Origin of the sequence: Sphingobacterium sp. UBA5670 (genome assembly GCF_002420705.1) — a bacterium.
GTDB lineage: Bacteria > Bacteroidota > Bacteroidia > Sphingobacteriales > Sphingobacteriaceae > Sphingobacterium.
Genome location: NZ_DIIM01000009.1, coordinates 18,872 through 38,747, shown reverse-complemented (window position 1 = coordinate 38,747; position 19,876 = coordinate 18,872). Strand labels below are relative to the sequence as shown.

Genomic DNA, 19,876 nt, shown 5'->3' with positions numbered 1-19,876 from the left:
TATGCAGGCGGCAGACAGCACATTTATTATCGTTGGTGGAGGTATCGCGGGATTATGTGCTGCAATAGGACTTGCAAAGCTGGGCATTGAAGCACATGTCTATGAAAGCGTTTCCGAACTCAAGGGCATAGGTGCAGGATTCGGACTTGCGGCCAACGCCATGCAGGCTTTGGAACATTTAGGCCTGAAAGACGAGATCATTCCCATAGGACATTACCTTGCATCCTATAATATCTTGGATCAAAAAGGAAATATCCTGGCCGAACCAGATACCAAATCAATCAGCCAAAAATATCAACAGGACAACTTTGCTATCCATCGGGCAGATCTGCATCAGTTTCTATTATCCAAAATCCCAAATACACAAATCCACCTTGGCAAACGCGCTGTTTCCTTTGATCGCGAGGGCGGAGATATTCGAGTTTATTTTGAAGATGGAAGCCATGCACAAGGTCAGGCCCTTTTGATTGCCGACGGAGTACATTCGCCGTTGCGGCAACAACTCATTCCGGGCTCCGCACCCCGCTATTCGGGCTATACCTGTTGGCGAGCTACCATAGACAACAGCAGCATACAGCTGGAGAAAGGCACAGAAACCTGGGGTACAAAAGGACGCTTTGGCATGACCCCACTTGTCAATAACCGCATCTATTGGTACGCTTGCATCAATACTGAGGCACAGAATCCTGTTTTAAAAAATTGGAAAACAAAGGAGCTGCTCGACAACTTCAGCGATTATCATACTCCTATTCCAACAATCCTCTCGGAAACGAAGGATAGCGAGCTGATAGCAAATGATATCATCGACATTGCTCCGCTCCATCAGCTTGCATTTGACAATATAGTATTGCTGGGAGATGCCGGGCATGCCACGACGCCAAACTTGGGTCAGGGAGCCTGTCAGGCCATTGAAGATATTGCCGTACTGATGGACGAGCTTCAAACAGCAGCTTCTATTACCTTGGCCTTCCAACGGTTCGAAAAAAGGCGATTGGATCGAGTAAATTATATCTGCAATACATCCTGGAGGATAGGCAAAATTGCACAATGGGAAAATCCGTTCCTAATAGGAATGCGAAATTTTTGCATGAAAATCATGCCGAACCGCATGAAACAACAACAGCTAAACAAATTACTTTCTGTAGATTTTATGCAGATTAACCGTAATCATGACGCCGGAAACTAAATCATAATGCTCAACAGAAGCACTATGATTTAGTTCCCGCATAAAAAATAATTGGATGAAAACTACTATTCTGATCGTCGACGACATTCATGAGATCATGCTTGAGAAATTTGAGCAGGCCGGTATTCCTTACGATTATCAACCTGCTATCAGCCGGGAAGAAGCCGAAAAAATTATTCCCAACTATTCGGGTATGGTCATCCGTTCAAAATTTCAGGTCGATAAAGCTTTTTTTGACTTAGCGCCAAACCTCCGCTTTATCGCCCGCGCTGGTGCCGGCATGGACAATATTGACGATACAATAGCTGCTCAACGGGGTGTGCTGTTAATTCCGGCCAACGAAGGCAATCGGGATGCCGTGGGAGAACATATGATCGGCATGTTGTTAAGTTTAATGAACAATCTGAATCGCGGCGACCAGCAAATCAGATCGGGACACTGGCTTCGGGAAGCCAACCGTGGTTTTGAACTTAAGGGGCGCACCGTTGGTTTAATCGGTTATGGGCACAACGGGATGGCGATGGCAAAAAAACTATCCGGTTTTGATGTCCATGTACTCGCCTATGACAAATATCGGACAGACTACACAGATCAGTATGCAGAAGCGGCAGCTATGGAGAAGATCTACCAAGAAGCCGATGTAATCAGTTTCCATATTCCTTTAACAGACGAAACACGTGGAATGATTGATGCGGATTATCTGGCTAAATTTGAAAAACCTATTTTCTTTTTACTCGGAGCACGCGGCGGTATTGTGCAGGTACCTGCAGTGCTTGATCAGCTCGATTCTGGAGCCATTCTCGGTGCAGCATTTGATGTGTTACCTATAGAAAAATTTCCAAAACTTGCTGAACAAACATGGTATACAAATCTGATTCAAAGAGATAATGTGATCTTATCACCACATGTTGCCGGCTGGACTTTTGAAAGTTATTATAAATTATCGGAAGTGGCCGCAGATAAGATCATAGCCTTTCTGGCATCTTAATTTTTGTGCGGCCTATCTGCCAAAATATCCTTTCAATGAATCCAATCAATCAATCAATCAATCAATCAATCAATCAATCAATCAATCAATCCCTCCTATTCATACACGCTTAGGAGGTTAAAGTAACCTATTACTTTTGAAACGTATAAAAACTTATGTTCCAGGACTAAAGATACCAATAAGAACAACGATCAGAAACTGCAACACCAGGCTACCGTCCAGTAGATAAGCGTAGTGGTAATGATCTTTCGTTTTGAAAACTGCCAGTTTTAGTAAGGCAAATATGAGCATGTTCGTCAGAATCAATCCAATTTTTATGGATATTGAATAAGGTACCGTCAAAATCAAAATGCAGTGAAGGCCCAGCAGCACATAAGTTAGATTTTTAGCTTTCTGTTCGCCCAGCATATTAGGCAAAGTCCGTAAGTGATAATAGGAATCCTGCTGAATATCGCGGATATCAAAAGGCAATGTACAGATAACCAAAAATATAAACTTCAATCCGCAAAGGGCGATAAAAACCCACTGATCAATTTTGACACCCACGTTGGCCAATTCTACATAGGGCAGTACCACGCTGCTGCAGACCCAGACCAGCGCAATATGAAAAATCTTGGCTCCCGGGATCTGCCGAAGGCCAACCTTGCGATCATGGAAGGTAAACAGGGGCATCCCGTATAAGAGGCTTAAGATTCCAATGAATCCCAAAAACAGAAAAGAATACAGGTGGATATACCACAAGCAATATACCAGCACCAGCAAAGCAACACCATTATTTAACCACATGACCCATTCATGATTAAAGATCCAGCGTGTTCGGGGGAATTTTGATTCTTTTGGATTTTTCGGTTTGGACCACCATAGGCTAAAATTATAAAGCAACAAAGTCGCTGTCCCTTCCACTAAAACGATGTACCAATTGATAGAGCGTTCGAATATGATATAAGTAAGCGCACATTGCGCCATGGCCGCCATGGCGATCAGAAGATTTGTATAGATTGTAATATAGAATAGCTTTCTTAGAAAAGACATCTTGGTAAATCTTGATGCAAGATAACAATCTTATAGCTAAAAGTAGTTTAACATTATATTAAACATCAATTTTTTGATAAAATGGGCAAAAACCGCTAAATTGTACACCGAAATCGAAACATCAAAAACAATTTCGCAACGATAACAATATAAATTAAAATAATTCATAATAATCCTAATAACGATGAGCCTACAAATAAAATCATTTGAAGAATATCAAAGTGAATATAAGCGAAGTGTAGAACAACCTGAGGAGTTTTGGGCGAGTATTGCAGATCATTTTTTCTGGAAGAGAAAATGGAATAAAGTGCTGAACTGGAACTTTGAAGAACCCAATGTCAAATGGTTTGAGGGTGCAAAATTAAATATTACAGAAAACTGTCTTGACCGCCATATTTATGCGAACGGTGATAAACCAGCCATCATCTGGGAACCTAATGATCCAAATGAAGCACACCGCATTCTATCCTATAAGCAATTGTTACAAAAAGTAGAACAATTTGCCAACGTACTTAAAAATAATAACATCAAAAAAGGGGATCGGGTATGTATTTACCTACCAATGGTTCCGGAATTGGTCATTGCTGTATTGGCCTGTGCACGTATTGGTGCTATTCACTCCGTGGTCTTTGGAGGCTTTTCAGCGCGTTCTATTGCGGACCGTATCGTAGATGCGGAATGCAAGCTGATTGTTACTTCAGACGGTAGTTACCGCGGAAATAAAACCATTGGTCTAAAAAATATTGTCGACGATGCGTTAATGCAATGTGACACCGTTGAGAAAGTCATTGTCTTAACACGTACGCGTACACCGGTTTCGATGATCAAAGGACGTGACGTATGGTGGGAAGATGAGATCAAAAAAGTAGAAACACAAGGAAATCCAGCATGTCCGGCTGAAGAAATGGATGCTGAAGATACCTTATTTATCCTTTATACATCCGGATCCACAGGTAAACCTAAAGGAGTTGTACACACTTGCGGCGGTTATATGGTGTATACAGGCTATACTTTTATGAATACGTTCCAGTATAAGCCAAACGATGTGTTTTTCTGTACAGCAGATATTGGCTGGATTACGGGACACAGTTATATCGTGTATGGACCTTTGTCACAAGGAGCTACTTCATTGATGTTTGAAGGTGTACCAACTTTCCCTGACGCAAGCCGTTATTGGGATATTGTAGATAAATTCAAAGTCAATATTATCTATACTTCTCCCACAGCTATACGCTCATTAATGGCTTTTGGCGACGAATTTGTCGACAAAAACGATCTTTCCTCTTTGCGTGTTTTGGGGTCCGTAGGAGAACCAATCAACGAAGAAGCCTGGAACTGGTTTAACGAAAAAGTTGGTAAAACGAACTGCCCTATTGTGGATACCTATTGGCAAACAGAGAATGGCGGTCACTTAATCACATCGCTTGCCGGCGTAACACCTGAAAAAGCAAGTTATGCGATGTTCCCGATGCCGGGAATTCAACCAGCATTGATGGATGAGAATGGAAAAGAAATTGAGGGCAATGATGTGACAGGCAATCTGTGTATCAAATTCCCATGGCCAGGTATGTTACGCACGACATGGGGAGATCATGACCGCTGTCGTCAAACCTATTTCTCGACGTATAAGGATATGTATTTTACGGGCGATGGATGTTTCCGCAGTCCAGAAGGCTATTACAAAATCACAGGCCGTGTAGATGATGTACTGAACGTTTCGGGCCACCGTATTGGTACAGCAGAGGTAGAAAATGCCATCAATATGCACGCCGATGTTGTAGAGTCTGCTATTGTCGGTTACCCGCACCCAGTAAAAGGCCAGGGCATCTATGCCTATGTGATTGCCAACCACCATACGGATGCCGAAGCAACCAAAAAAGATATCATGGAAACTGTTTCACGCATTATCGGTCCGATTGCGAAACCAGACATTATCCAGTTTGTGGATGACCTACCAAAGACACGCTCAGGAAAAATCATGCGCCGTATCTTACGCAAGATTGCCGAAGACGATATCGCCAATGTAGGTGATACTTCGACACTTCAAGATCCTGCTGTTGTGGAGGGTATCATTAAAGGCGCTGCAGCTTTGAAAAAATAGTATATAAAGTATCTTTAAAAAAACAGCCTTCCAAATGGAAGGCTGTTTTTATATTCCCCTCAAATTTAACCTTATCGGCAACGTATAGCCAACCCTTACAGGTTCACCACGGAGCATACCGGGTTTCCATTTTCTAAGCTTTTTGACGACCTTGATACCAGCTTCGCCTGTACCGAAACCCAGATCGTTTTTTAATTTCACATCTTCTATCCGGCCCTGTTTATTTATAATGAACTCTATTTCTACAGTACCGCTTATACCATTCATCATGGCTTGTTTGGGATAGTCATAATTTCTTGCCACAAAATACATCATTTCCTTGGTTCCTCCAGGATATTCGGGCTGTACTTTATAGGTCGTAGAATCATATGAAATGACAGTACCATTTTCTTTTGATTTAGTGCCTGAAAGCAATTTATCCTCCTTATAATGCTCGACAAAAGAATCCCGTCCACTTTTTCCTCGCCACTCCCCCTCGCGCAGATTATTAACCAGCTGACCTTCTTCGGCTTCTTCCTTCTCATCTATACTAAAGCGAATAAAACCGTTTCCATTTTCTAACTTTTTATTATTTAAAGAGTCATAATACACAACATAGATAGGCTTCTTGATCAATAGTTTCTTTTTCTTCAATTCACTCGGATAGAATACGATCATCTTCAACTTATTATTCGGATAGAGATAAAAAGCCGAATCAATAAGATTGCTATCATCGCTAAATTTCTCGAAACTCTTTAGCGTACCATTTTCATGGAATTCATATTTTTTACCCAAAAATCTGAATGGCGGGCGTCCACTCTCACTTATCCCATTGAGTTTTAGTGAGTCATTCCGCAAATAGTATTCCTCTATTCGATAGACTTTATCTTTCCCCTGTATATCCACATGAACTGCTCTTAAAAAATAAGCCGAGTCTTGCGTCTTAGTCTCCTCTCCATCTTTCCTATGGTAAGTGGTAAAAGTAACTTGTGCGGAAAGGCTCAATCCGCACAGATTCAGTAGAAAAAAACAAATAAGCTTCGTCGAAAAGTCTAAATAATACTTCATAATAATTGTCAATACAACAGTAATATTAAGAAATATCCCAGTTAATTAAAAAATTAATAGGTTAAATAAAGTTTATTTCTTTATGCAACCCCCTGTCACGGCTAAGTTTTCCACAAGATGTTAATAACATTGTTGATAACTTAGAGAACTTGGTCACTTTCTCCCTCTCGAAGCCTGATAATTTCTTCCAATATCCTGAACATCGATCCGGTTCTTTGGTCTATTGAAAGTCTTTTTATGAGCGATGAGCTAGTCTTTCATATCTGCCAAAACTCCAAGATTTCTTGATCAAAAAATATCCATACGCTATTTCCGATAAAAAAAGCCACATCATCCCGACGTGGCTAAAATAAACATATGAATTTAATTAAACAGTTTCTATTTATAGGAGTTTACGGAACTTGCAACCTTCCAGGTTCCTGATTCATTGATTAATGTCACCAAATCTGTTTTCGTGAAATCGTCAAACTTCATGGTGATCCGTGCAACCATATAGTTTTCAGATTCCTCAAGGACTTCAGTACTTGTGCTACAATTTAACTTTTCACCTTTTTGCTTTTTCAAGAATGAAATAACTTCCGAACGACTATTGGTACGTGAAGCTTTTCCTTGAACTTTTTGATTGAATTCGGATGCGAACAATTTTTCTACGCCCTGAGACGCGCCTTCTGTCATTACTGACACGTAGCTATCGATGGCCAAATCGGCTGTGGAAAGGTTCAACGCTTTACCTGGGTCAGCTGCTGCCATTGAAACAGTCGATAGTGTAATCAATGCTGCTGCTGCGAATGTTTTTACTAAAGTTTTCATAATTGCTATACTTTATATTGTTAGTTTTTTTATCCCTTTTCTAATTGTCGCAAGGATCTTGATTTTGTTGCATCAATTCCTTTAAGATTATGATTCAAAAGTAAGACAACACAGCATTCCTTTTTATTACATTTAGATCAACGGAATAAAAAAGTCGGTAAATGGAGGTAATGGAGCGGTAAATGGAGAACGATATCGACTAGATAAACAATTCCTAGGTAATATCTCTTTTGTAGTGAGAAGTTATCAACAAAGGACCCAAAACTATACAAATCGCTTTCTTAAAAATAACTTTTGACCAAATCAAAAACGACTCCTGAAGGCTAGTGAATTGTTAAAAAGTTATAGGCAAGGAGAATGCACTATAAAATATACCCAATGGAGGATTCGCTGCACAAACAAGGTGATTACAGTCAGAAGTTGACTATAAATTGGGACGGGGCTGGTATCAGGAAAATATAATTATGTACGTTGAGTGACCTTGTAAAACTTTGAGAAGAAAGTAATCACAATAGTGCTTGCTATAGAAGCCACAAACAAGGAGTCGCGAATAGAAGATTTTTCATCCAAAAAATAATAGATTGTTGCTGTTATTGAAAAGCAGACAATCAAGCACAATATTAAAATAAATATAAATTTGATTTTCATCAGTGAAATGTCAATATAATGGTATTACTAAATATACGAAAAAGTACTTAGACTTGTAGGCTAATGAACTTCATCTACAAATTATAAATTTCAATAAGACAGATCAAAACGTTTTCCACATAGTTATTAACATCGCGTGGAAAACTCCACTAGCGTATACCTGTTGAAACATTTGTTCTGAATCAATGAAAGTACATTACACCCAATGTGTAATAGTTCTGTCCTGTTTGGCTTTATAAATAGCTCCCTATCTATTAACTTTTTTAGTTCTTATTTCTACAAACGTTAGTGTCACCGCTCCTATGATCAAAAAAATAAAGTTGGCGGTTATCCGACCTATAGTAAACTCAGCTACTTCACCTCGAAAGTAAACATCAATAACTTGCTGACTTAATATTATTACTGACATGATAAAGCAGTATATAAAAAATAATTTGCCGTGTGCTTTCATCATAAGTTATTAGTCGTAAGTATTTATATCTACGAATCTACCAAAACTATCATTTAAATTAATCTTTTCAATAGTATTTATTAACTTAATGATACCCTTTAAGTAGAAATATTTAGAATTTAGCTTTTCTATCGTCCAATACCCCAAGCTAATTGCACATAGAAATGTCCCAGTCTATCCTTCGGAACATTTGAAACTGCAGCATTCACTACTTTCCATTCATTCTGCGTAATAGAAGATTTATAACCGATTCTACATTCCGGGCGAAATCTAGTTCGTTCGGAATTGAATGTTTTCAACGTAACACTTAGATCAACAATAGCAGCATCATATTCCATTTTTGTTTGGTTGGAATGTGTGGTCAAAAAATCTCCAAATTCCCCATTCAGATTTTTCTTTTGAACAGTAAAGGTAGTAGACTGCGTACCTATTCCCAGCTGCGGGCTAAAGATCAATCCGCCTATACGTATCGCATTGGTAGATACATAAAGCGTAAAATCTCCGGCATTCATTGTATTGTCGTTTTTACTGCTTGTCGACAGGCTAAAATTCACGCCAATAAGGGTTTGTTTGATCCTGTATGCAAGTCCAGCTCCAGCATTCCATCCAAATCCGGGTACCTTTCCGGAATCATAATCTTTCAAAATCCTATTCAGATTGCTAGCGTTGTTAAATTGAACACCGGCGAAATAGATCGTCTCAAATGGTAGATGTTTAGTTTGATTGGTTTTTTGTTGCGCGAATAACGGAAATGCAAAAACAAATACAAGAGCACTAAAAAAATACTTCATAAAATTTACAATTTGGTTTATATCAATTAAACTAATCAAGGTAAGGCCTATACCCTTTAATTATGACAACTGAATCAACAGATTCATTACATCAGAAACGAGATTTACAAAAACCTTCACCCAAAGCAACGAGAAACCAATTCGTATTGACGAAACTTTATTGAGGAAAAAGACTATTTCGATTCGATAACATTGATATTGGGTGCAATTTGTTTTAATTTATCAATAAATTGGGTTGGATTTTCCGGATCAACGAATATATCATCAATCACATTATAATGCAGAATCATTCCCCTTCTATAGGGCCTTAAAACGGTGAACCTCATCGATCCAAACCAAAATACCTTATCAGCTTCAACTTTGCGAATGGAGTTGACATCAACAGAATCTGTTCCCCAGATACTTTTAATAAACAGTTTATTGTCTTCAATCCAATAACGTTTATAGAAGAAAGTGAAATACCAGGTTAATGCAAATACCGCAAACAACAAAAGTGCCCCAGTGTAAAGTCCTTGTTCCAAGTCACCATATGATACCATGGCAATAAATATAATCATCCCAGCCCCCCATATATAACTACCGAAGGGTATGTGGGTATTAAATACTTCTTTCATAATCAATAGTTTGATAAGTCAGTTACTTTTATTCCAAACGGTAAAATTTTGCTTAACTGAATGCGGGAACAAATTATAGACTTCACGATATTGTTCGAAATCTTCTTTCGTATTAACCTGAATATGATAGATATGAGAAATGACCTCGTTATCTATATTATTTTTCATAAAATTTATTTCTTCACGTAACAATGCTGCTTTCACATTTGGCAACCAATCTTTTGTTAAGAGCGTATTCAATCGCTCTGAATTTTCGATTAATTTAAGACCATTGTAATGCGCTGATTGCAGAAGGCTGTCTTTTTGCTGCCGATTTTTAGCTTTATAACGATCCACTAATGTTAAATATTCATTATAGAGTTTATTATTTGCTCCATCAGATACGACCGCCATTTTAATTGATTCGCCCTTATTCTTCGCCAACAATAGTTCTTCTAGTTCCGCTTGCTGATAGGTCGTGTCCAATAACAGTTTATAATTATCAGACTCTTTGTCATCCAGCCAAAATGTGGTTGACATATAATATTTCGGTGTACCAAGTTCCGGTTGACGGGTAAATCGTTCGATCTCCTGTGGCTTTACCACATCCCTCTCCCAGGAAAAAACGATTTGATAGATTCCCTTCGAAAGCTGCTCAACATTTAATTCAAAATTTTGCTTAGACGATGTATCTGACAACACCTTTACTCCACTCTTTAAATTGTATAAATCTATATCGAAATGAGTTGATATTGGCATACTGCCAGTAATCTTATCGGAGGTACGTATATTACATGCCGATAAGAAAAATATAATTATATATAGATAGATATGCCAATTCCTAGTCATGATATCAAGTTAAAAGATCTTTTAATTTACAGACCATTAAAGTATAGCAAGCAGTGAGGTCTTTTGAAAAGCAGTGACCGCATTTTCTTGCAATCACTGCTTTCATCTTAATATAAATCAAAAGTCATCGTAATTGACGGGTTCTGTACTGATCTTAACATACCACAGATAACTCCGTTGGCAACGTAATATTCAAGTGTAAAACTATTTGTTTTTAAAAAGCTATCCATTTTATCCATAATTCCACCTACATATCCCCCTGATGCTCCTTGTTTTAGTTTAAAAGTAAAGGCTTTTGTAGCTTCGTTGAATGTATAATCATAGACAATTTTTGTCTCCCAACCACTTGCACCACCGTTTTGACTAGAGAATCCAATCAGAGTTACAATTCCCTTGTCTTTTTCCCAATTCAAATCCATGTAGCCGTAATTAAAATAATATCCGGCAGCACCATTTCCCAATCCATCATGAAAACGTTTTAAAATTGCCAAACCATCAGTAGACGTTCCAGGAAGGTAGCTTTTATAGTCACTTACTAATTCGGAATATTTGGTCCCTATCACTTCATACAACTGCCTAAAGGGAGCATTACTTTTGTTTACTGAATATTTTTTTCCATTTTTATCAACTGCTATCAAGCCACTCCCTTCCCAAACGAGCTCTTTCAAAATTACGTCCTTATAGGGAAGACCATTAACAAATTCAATTCCCTTCAGAGTAAAAGCAAAAACGGCAGCATCCAAAGTGGAAAAGCTTCCATCAGAGTTTCTAGCTTCCAACGTGGTCGATTTACCTCTGTAATCAAATCCAAATTCGAATTGTGTATCACCGATGCTAAGCTTCGAAAAGGGATTATTCGCAAAATAGTTTTTAAATTTATTTACGGCTTCTTCATACCCCCCGCCCATATAAGATTCTTGTTCTATCTTAGTTGCTTTTACTAACTTTAGCGGTTTTTGAAATTTTCGACCTTCAAAAAACAAAGTGTCACCATGAGTTTTTACGTAGTCAAACTCTACATCACTCCCCATACCCTTTCCAGCTTGTCCGCCGAATGTACTAGGGGTAGGATCTTGCAACATTGTCAAGTAAGTATATGTATCAAAAGATAATGTAGCAGCCATAATTTGACGAATACGGTAAGTCGATTCTTTAGGCACCGATGCGGTGTTATCGTTCAAATCTGCAACCATTTTTAAACGATCATTGTTACCAAATTGCATATAAAACCCATATCCACCAGAATACTCTGTCGTCAAACTTGCTTTCCATCCATAGGGTGCTTCCACTAATGTTTTTCTTACATAGGAAAGTGTATCCGAAATACGGGAGTCAGGATCAGCCCCCAATTCCAGCTCGACTTCTTTTGGTTTTGTACAACTCATCGCTAGTAATACAAAACATATAAAATAAAATATTTTTTTCATACTAATATTTTCTTGGAGTTATTTGACCCAGCATAATCGCTTTTGAATCTTTGCTATCCTTAAAATTTATAAATTTTAGATATTCCTGTGGTGTAACGTCTTTCAATGGAGTATACCAGTCCAAGTTAAAACTTGTATTTCCTAAGTAATTAATTAAAGGCTGTACATCGCTAGCAATCCAACTTATTTTTGCATATTCGTACGCATTCTCATCAAATGGATTTTCCTCACCCTGCTCTTCCGATAGTTCAAAAACAAAGGTATCATTTGAATTTTTAGTGATTGAAAAATCATACGCCGCAGCCCATGTATTTGAATTATCCCCAAAGGTGATATATAATGTGGCTTTATTGGCTGACATCAATCTGAACTGCAATGACTTTGTAGTATAACCTCCCAAGCCATCGAGGATCGGATTTAGCACTTCTTTTTGCTTAGCAGAAACTGGTTTACTGATCGACCAGCTATTACGAATATCCCAATCCAACCAACCGACTTGGTTTCTCGCGATTAAAGTAGGAAATTTAAATGCTGTACTTTTATACTGTTCCTCCATTACTCGCTGAAATTCCATTTGCAACTGCGTCACATCAATATTAAAATACTTGATCATATAATCCCTAACAATAGTCTCTTTCTTCCCGAATTTGGGATAGGCAGTCTCTCCAGATTCATAGGCATAACTATCATAAAACAACTGTCCCTGCACGATTAAATGGGAAAGCGTTTCCGCAAAGTCTTCACCTACAGATTTTCGAGAATATGGAGAGATAAAACCCAATGCCCTTGCTGTTGCTTCATCATTTTCTTGCGCAGTCCAATTGGAGTAATAATCTCCAACACATACTTTTTCAAAATCAACTGGTATAAATCGTGTTTGGTTTAGTATGTGGGTAAATTCGTGATGAATAACTTGCAAATTCCCAATTACTGAATTAGGATTATTCTCATTCAGTCCATTTAATCCATAGAGTGTTATCCGGCGTCCACCATCAGCTGTTCCTCCTTTCACTGAGCCATCTGGGTCATAATCTCCGGAACCAAATAATGCAAATTGTTTTGGGGTATAGGTTTTAATGAAGGTGGCTCCCCCAATTTTATTGTATACATCCAAAAATCCCTTTTTAACAATATCCATTTGCGGAATCACTTTCGATTCATCAGCTGGAGATATATTTTTGTTTATATCATGCATATTGCGCTGATAGCGATAGACCACCTCAATATTATAGGGATCTGTTAGATTTTTAGTAATCCATTCGTCAATAGCCCCAGGTACAAATGTATCGTAGTTCTGAAGCGTGTAATTTAGTTTATCTTCTTTATTGCAGGAAAAGATTAATCCGATCAGACCAACTCCTGTAAATATTTTAACAATTGTTTTCATGATTTATCTTGGGTTTAGTTCGACACCTGCTAATTTTGCCTCTTGAGGAATTTGAAATACTCTCCTCGGATCCTCTGGCTTAAGTTCAAGAATAGTTTCACGTTCATCGTTCCCAATCATATTATGTTTAACCGTTAAGCCTTTCCGTATAATATCAAACCAACGGAGCCCCATCGACATAAATCCAATTTGTTTAAACTGTAATGTTGTTTCAATCAAGGCTTCTTTTTCATCAGCCACACCAAAAAACTCCTTGGATTTTGCAACAGTCACCGCATGCGTATTGGGATTATAATTATTGATTCTATTGCTGGCAAATAAATTAAGATCCGCCAAGGCACTATTGGCATTCCCCAATACAGCGTAAGCTTCTGCACGATTTAAAAGAACCTCATCAGTAATCAATACGGGCACCATTAACATCGGAAAACCTGTATTTGCAGTTGGATTAGTCACATACCAAAACTCTTTCCACAGATAAGTTGTATAATGCGGTGATCCATAACTTACTCCAAAATTATAGAGCTTTGCCCCTGCAGCGGTCATGCCATTATAAATATTTTGGAACACATTTATCCCCATAGCATAACGATTGTTCCACCATCTTTGGTAACCGCTATAAGTTTCATTAATCAATAAGTTATAGGGTTGTTCGGCCTTGGCAAATTCGGTACGAACGGACTCAAAGCCTAATGTCTTGAAAGTGGAATTATAAGGGATTAATTTACCTGTAAAATTACCACCAAAGATCTTATTGGCATTATCCACTACTTTTTGCCATTCTCCTGTGAACAAGTAGAAACGTGTAGCGAAAGCATGAGCAGCCTCAGGTGTAAAATGGTATTTAGGAACATCCCAAAGGCCTTTTCCTTTGTCCAATAATGCTAACCCTTCCTCCAGATCCTGACGGATATTATCATAAGTCGATTTAACAGTTCCTCGATCATATTTTTTTATAAGTACCGTTTCAGGTTCTTTCACATATGGTATACCCGGAGAATCATTACTAGCTCCCGATTTTGGGTCATATACTTTTGCAAAATAGTTAGCAAGCATAAAATGACAATAAGCACGAGCAACCAATGCTTCGCCTTTATAAGGTAAAACATCAGCGCCAAAATCGTTCTTCTCAATGGCATCCAGCGCATGATTAGCCGCTGCAATTGCTTCATAACATGCATTCCAATAAGCGGTTGGCGAATCCGTATCGTCGCCGATAATATCTTTCCACTCATAAAGGGCAGGAACTGGCTGATACAAATCGCCAACACCTTTGTCTTCGACATTGTCCGAATACGTTTCAGCCATAGCCAAAGAATTTCGGCCAGGATAGGCTGATGCAATCAATCGCTTAACTTTATCTACAGTATTGATCTGAGCACGCATATCAGGCTCTTGATCAAGATACTTGCTACATCCACTGAACAAAAAAGCAGAGGATAAAAGAATATATTTAATAGTATTTAATTTCATGATTAACCTTTTTTAGAATCCTAACTTCACTGATAGTGTAATTTGTTTTGGTACAGGAAGAGCTACTCCACCATTACTATAAAACTCCGGATCGACTCCATTTAACTTCTTATCTGAGTATAATAACCATAAATTATTCCCCACGAGATTAAACTGCGCTGTTCTGAATTTAATGCGTGAAACTAATTCCTTTGGCACATTATATCCAATAGAAATTTGCGACAAACGTATATAGTCGCCCTTCGCTACACGCTCGGATGAATAGTTATAAGCATTGTAGGTGTAATTTGCAGCATTTCTTTCTTCCAAAGCATTCTTGACATCAAATTCTGCCGACAAAGGATCCAAAGTCGAAGGAATTACTGTTAAATACTCATCACCACGATATAAAAACCTATTGATCAGATCTTTAGATACATTATACATATCCAAATAAGATGAAGAGTAACTAGGTTGCAAACGGACTTTATTACCAAAAGCAAATTTCATTAAAAAGGACAAGCTGAAATTTTTGTATTCTAATCGGTTATAGTATCCTCCTGCTATTGTTGGATCCACCGGTCCCTCATATTTCAAGAAATCCGTTTCATTATCCTGTAACCAAAAATAGGTTGCGCCCGGAGTTCCATCAGTACCGATAAACATAGGGTATCCACCTCTAGCGTTAAGCTTATCGAAATCGATAGAATACAATCCACGATGCGGATTTCCTAATTTGGCTCCACCTTCAGCAGAAACCAAATTCCAGATATTACGTGTCACATCAAGTTTTGTGATCTCGGTTTTATTGAATCCTAACGTAAACTGTGTTCTCCAGGTAAAACCTTGTGGATCTTTAAACGGATACCCGCCTAATTGAATATCAACACCATGACCTTTCATATCTGCATAGTTACCCAGCTTTTCGAATTGACCTCCGATACCTGATGTTCGAATAGGCCCAATCAAATCGAAAATGTTTCTTCTATAATAATCAAAGTTCAAATCAATTCGACGATTTAAAAAGCTTAGGTCAGTACCAATATTCAATTCGTACATCTTTTCCCAAGTCAATTCTGAATTTTCTAAACCGTCAATATTAATTTTACCTTCTTTCTCCGATTCGTAAGGTCTATATGCCACAGCATTATAAAATACGGCAGAGGAGTTTGAAGCATTTCCCATATTTGCCACAAGACCATACGTTGCTCTTAAGCGTGCTGAAGAGAGAATTTTATTTTCACGGTTGAAGAAATTTTCTTGGTCAATATCCCATGCACCTGATAAATTCCAAGTTGGCAGCCAGCGGGCTACATTAGAATGCCCCATTTTGTTTGAGCCATCATATCTTGTTGTAAAGTTGAATGAGTACTTGTCTTTAAAATTATAAGCACCTCGAAGAGCATAGGCTAATTTTCGATCGTAATTATAAGCCATTGAAAAAGGAACGTTACCACTTTCAATCGCATATTTGTAATAGCGATAGGTCGGCATTACTAAATTTCCATTACCATATTCTATCCCTGGGCCGTTGAAATCATGATTTTGTTTGTCCGCATACTGAAGTTCGTAGGTTCCAAATAGATTTAATGTATGATCATTCCACTTTTGGTTGTACTCCAAATTGTGGCGCATGTAATAACTAATCATATTGTTATTGGCTACATTGAAGAATCCTCCATTGGGTAATATCACATATTTATCGGTATTAGGGAAATCTGGGTCTGCATACAAAAATCGGTTCCCAGCATTTACCGTTTGATCTTGATTTGCTCGGTATGCTTTGGAAAGATTAGCATTTTCTGTGATCATATGCTGTCTTTCGGAATTATAATAGCGATACATTCCATTAGCAGAATAGGTCAGAGAAGGTAAAATTTTATACGTTATCCCAGCTTGAACCTTAATATCCATCAATTTTAATTTGATATAATTATTATCAAGTTCATTGAGGATATTGAAAGGTGCGTAGTCTCTATTAAAATATTCTAGATTTCCATTTTCATCATAAGCTGTGATGATACGACTCGTATTTAGAGAATATGAGTAAGGATTAATATCAAAATCGCGGGAATAGCTACCATACACAGCGTCCGAAACTCTATTTAATGTTCCTGGAGTACGCTGATCCCGAATATTACTTTGAAAGATAAATTCGGTGCTTAATTTATCATTGATCTTGTAATTATTACGGACATTCGCGGTAAAACGCTTTGCAGAGTTCCCCAAAGTAAAACCAGAATCATTCATAAAACTAGTAGATGCATAAGTCTGGCTTTTAGCTGTCCCTGTAGACATACTTAAAGAGTGATCATGAACTAGCGATTGCTTAAAAAGTAAGTCAAACCAATCTGTATTTGCATTGGTATAACGTTGCAAAAATTGATAGCGAGAAGGAGCATCATTGCGCAAAGCATAAGAATCAGTAGAAGGATCGTAATCGTACATCAGATTATACATCTTGTTAAAGACACCTCCAGTTGGGGAGCGAGAAACCTGCGAGTGATTTAAATATCCTTTGTTTTCCATATCAATTATCAATTGCATCTGCTCTGCCGAGTTCATGATATCAAATTGATTGTAATTCGGCTTGATATAAGTGGTGAAGTTTCCTGAATAATTAAAATTGACAACACCTTCTGTATTCCGTCCCCTTTTCGTATTTACAACGACTACACCGTTCATTGCAGCAGCACCGTACATAGCTGTGGCAGCAGCATCCTTTAACACAGTAATCGACTCAATATCATCGGGGTTCAAACCCGCTACAGACGAACCTAATAGCGTATTCGCATCCCCTGTCGACAATGCCTCATTGGAGATATTGACCGCCTCATCCAAGATGACACCGTCGATTACCCATAATGGCTTATTATCTCCTGTTAAAGAAGTAGCCCCACGCACCCGAATTTTGGGTGCCGCACCAAACGTACCGGACACGTTCTGAACGGAAACACCCGCAGCTTGTCCCTCCAACATACGAGAAATATCAGGAACCCCTGCACGTTCAGCCTCCTTCGCATCGATCTTCGAAGACGCCCCTGTGAATAATTTACGGTCCAAATTTTGATAACCGGTAGCAACCACGTTGACTTCATCTAATTTTTGATCATTAGCTGTAAGTACGACATTTATAGTTGACTTTCCTGCCATCGAAATTTCCCTAGTTCCAAACCCGACATACCGAACGACCAAAACTGCAGATGAAGAGGCATTAATCCTAAAGTGACCTGAATCATCTGTCTGTGTCGAAATGGAAGTTCCCTTAACAGTTACAGTAGCACCGCTTAACCCCTTTCCGTTTTTATCCGTGACCGTTCCTGAAACAGATTGCTGTATCGATAATGGGACGGTCATGCTGACGTTCTTTGCATTACTATTGACAGAAATAGTATTGGCAATAATTTTGTATTCAATATTATTGCTTTTTAAGACGGCATTCAGCGCCTCCTCAACAGTAGCATTTTTGACATTGACTGAAATTCGCGCTTTAGAATTGAGGCTTTCACTGTACAGCACACGCAGATGGGACTGCTTGGAGATTGCGGAGAGCGCTTCTTCAATGCGGGCATTTTTCATATTCAACGTGACCTTTTGCGCCGTGCCCTTAGCATGCACGCCTGTCACAAATGCGAATAGAAGACATGTACTAATTTTCATAATACGTAATGGTTTGCAAAATCGTGGGTCTTGAGGGATCAAGGACCACCTTTTGCTAAGTGGTAAGTTATTCATACATTTACACTTTGTGGTTAATTGGGGTTTAATTGTTTAATCTTTAGATTTAGGACCTGATGATCACATCTTTTTTCGGAACAGGGATGCTGCAACATTCCTGTTCTCTTTTTTTAGGTCATTGTTGTTGATGTATTATTTTATCATAGGCATACTATTTATTTCCGCATATCTTTCTATCTTAACTTCTGGTAGCAATAATCAATTTATTGCCTTCTACTTCGAATTTTAGGTTACTGACATAAGATAACATCTCCAATACCTGCGACAACTTTACATCACGCTCAATACTCCCGGTATACTCTTTGTCCAGCTGCACATCGCCGCGGAAGGTAACATCAAGATCATACCAGCGCGACAATTGATGCGCAATATTCGTTATCGTTTCCTTTTTGAAATAAAACTCATTATTGTGCCAAGCAAGATCATGGGCTAGATCTGCCTTTCCTTTAATTAAATTGTCCTTAAAAGAAGAAGCATATTCACCGGGAAATAATTCCACTCGTTGATCATTTTTACGTACCTCGACTCTTCCCTCTGCTAAAGTTGTTCGAACATGATCCGAATAAGAATTAATATTAAAATGCGTTCCGAGCACTTTAATTTCATTGCCTCTAGATTCCACAATAAAAGGCTGGTCTGACTTGGGAGTAACTTCGAAATAGGCTTCTCCATCCAAAAAGACTCTACGTTCTTTCGGCGAAAACTGTGCAGGAAATTTCAATTGAGATAGCGCATTCACCCAAACTTTTGTTCCGTCAGCCAGAGTCATCTTATAAAAACTTGCCTTTGGGACAATCAAAGAGTTATATTGTAATGGGATCGCTTGATCTGTTTGCTTAACGATAAGTTCATTGTTGTTCCCGATCAGATTATTGTTTTTAGTCAAAGTTTTTGTGGAATCATCATTTAAAGAGACTTTGGTGCCATCAGCCAGAATTAATACTGCTCCGCTCGTAGCTGGAGAAATATCTTGTTTTTTGGAAACAATCTCATCCTTATAGTCGGAATGGAATGGAAAGAAATCGCCTTTCCATAATAAAAAACTTCCTAGCAAAAATAGAATGGATGCCGCAATACCCAAGTACCATTTCCGGAAAGATCTAGCACTGTTAGTTTTTTTACTGTTCAGCCGATCCCATGCTTGATTTGCATCCAACTGCCGAATAACGGCTAAATCTTGTGCTATATTTTCTGCCTTTCGGAAGGATTCTAAAAGTTGTTTATTTTGTGAACTTGCATTGAGCCATTCATCAAACTGTACTTGTTCCTCCGCTGTCAATTGACCACAAAGGAATTTTTGTATTAAATCAGTGATATGTCTTGTGTTTTCTTTCATTAATTACAATAAAGAAACCTAAGACGAGGAAAAGGGTGAC

At 38.3% G+C, this 19,876-nt stretch carries 14 protein-coding genes; 3 read left to right on the top strand and 11 right to left on the bottom strand.

Annotation, left to right across the window (positions count from 1 at the left end):
* Nucleotide 1 precedes the first annotated feature (1 nt).
* Both B3C94_RS08460 and B3C94_RS08455 read left to right on the top strand, forming a co-directional pair.
* A complete protein-coding gene (locus tag B3C94_RS08460; protein ID WP_293901952.1) occupies nucleotides 2-1,186 on the top strand; it encodes an FAD-dependent monooxygenase in 1,185 nt (394 codons plus the stop codon).
* Nucleotides 1,187-1,241: 55 nt separating this feature from the next.
* Complete coding sequence (locus B3C94_RS08455; RefSeq protein WP_293901949.1) at nucleotides 1,242-2,174, top strand: NAD(P)-dependent oxidoreductase; 933 nt, start codon at nucleotides 1,242-1,244, stop codon at nucleotides 2,172-2,174.
* A gap of 153 nt (nucleotides 2,175-2,327) precedes the next feature.
* On the opposite strand, the gene B3C94_RS08450 is transcribed toward B3C94_RS08455, so the two are convergent.
* Nucleotides 2,328-3,206, bottom strand: a complete 879-nt coding sequence (locus tag B3C94_RS08450; protein ID WP_293901946.1) for a hypothetical protein — start codon at nucleotides 3,204-3,206, stop codon at nucleotides 2,328-2,330.
* A gap of 184 nt (nucleotides 3,207-3,390) precedes the next feature.
* On the opposite strand from B3C94_RS08450, the gene acs reads away from it, so the two are divergent.
* A complete protein-coding gene (gene acs / locus B3C94_RS08445) occupies nucleotides 3,391-5,307 on the top strand; it encodes an acetate--CoA ligase (RefSeq protein WP_293901943.1) in 1,917 nt (638 codons plus the stop codon).
* Between the two features lie 48 nt (nucleotides 5,308-5,355).
* On the opposite strand, the gene B3C94_RS08440 is transcribed toward acs, so the two are convergent.
* The 10 genes from B3C94_RS08440 to B3C94_RS08395 all read right to left on the bottom strand — a co-directional run bounded on the left by B3C94_RS08440 (nucleotide 5,356) and on the right by B3C94_RS08395 (nucleotide 19,836).
* Nucleotides 5,356-6,354 carry an energy transducer TonB gene (locus tag B3C94_RS08440; RefSeq protein ID WP_293901940.1) on the bottom strand — a complete coding sequence of 333 codons (999 nt, stop codon included), beginning with the start codon at nucleotides 6,352-6,354 and terminating at the stop codon, nucleotides 5,356-5,358.
* A 378-nt stretch (nucleotides 6,355-6,732) separates the two neighbouring features.
* Nucleotides 6,733-7,164 (bottom strand): nuclear transport factor 2 family protein, encoded by a 432-nt coding sequence (locus B3C94_RS08435; RefSeq protein ID WP_293901937.1) that lies wholly within the window; start codon nucleotides 7,162-7,164, stop codon nucleotides 6,733-6,735.
* A 1,227-nt stretch (nucleotides 7,165-8,391) separates the two neighbouring features.
* Nucleotides 8,392-9,054 carry a hypothetical protein gene (locus B3C94_RS08430; protein WP_293901934.1) on the bottom strand — a complete coding sequence of 221 codons (663 nt, stop codon included), beginning with the start codon at nucleotides 9,052-9,054 and terminating at the stop codon, nucleotides 8,392-8,394.
* A gap of 173 nt (nucleotides 9,055-9,227) precedes the next feature.
* Nucleotides 9,228-9,668, bottom strand: coding sequence for a PH domain-containing protein (locus tag B3C94_RS08425; RefSeq protein ID WP_293901931.1), 441 nt, complete (start codon nucleotides 9,666-9,668; stop codon nucleotides 9,228-9,230).
* An 18-nt stretch (nucleotides 9,669-9,686) separates the two neighbouring features.
* Entirely contained in the window at nucleotides 9,687-10,406 is a 720-nt protein-coding gene (locus B3C94_RS08420) for a hypothetical protein (protein ID WP_293901928.1), read from the bottom strand.
* 197 nt (nucleotides 10,407-10,603) lie between these two features.
* Nucleotides 10,604-11,923 (bottom strand): DUF4302 domain-containing protein, encoded by a 1,320-nt coding sequence (locus tag B3C94_RS08415; protein WP_293901925.1) that lies wholly within the window; start codon nucleotides 11,921-11,923, stop codon nucleotides 10,604-10,606.
* Nucleotide 11,924: 1 nt separating this feature from the next.
* Nucleotides 11,925-13,310, bottom strand: coding sequence for a substrate import-associated zinc metallohydrolase lipoprotein (locus B3C94_RS08410; RefSeq protein ID WP_293901922.1), 1,386 nt, complete (start codon nucleotides 13,308-13,310; stop codon nucleotides 11,925-11,927).
* Between the two features lie 3 nt (nucleotides 13,311-13,313).
* Nucleotides 13,314-14,783, bottom strand: a complete 1,470-nt coding sequence (locus B3C94_RS08405; protein WP_293901919.1) for a RagB/SusD family nutrient uptake outer membrane protein — start codon at nucleotides 14,781-14,783, stop codon at nucleotides 13,314-13,316.
* 12 nt (nucleotides 14,784-14,795) lie between these two features.
* Entirely contained in the window at nucleotides 14,796-18,422 is a 3,627-nt protein-coding gene (locus B3C94_RS08400; RefSeq protein WP_293901916.1) for a SusC/RagA family TonB-linked outer membrane protein, read from the bottom strand.
* Nucleotides 18,423-18,678: 256 nt separating this feature from the next.
* Nucleotides 18,679-19,836, bottom strand: coding sequence for a FecR family protein (locus tag B3C94_RS08395; RefSeq protein ID WP_293901913.1), 1,158 nt, complete (start codon nucleotides 19,834-19,836; stop codon nucleotides 18,679-18,681).
* Between the last annotated feature and the right edge of the window lie 40 nt (nucleotides 19,837-19,876).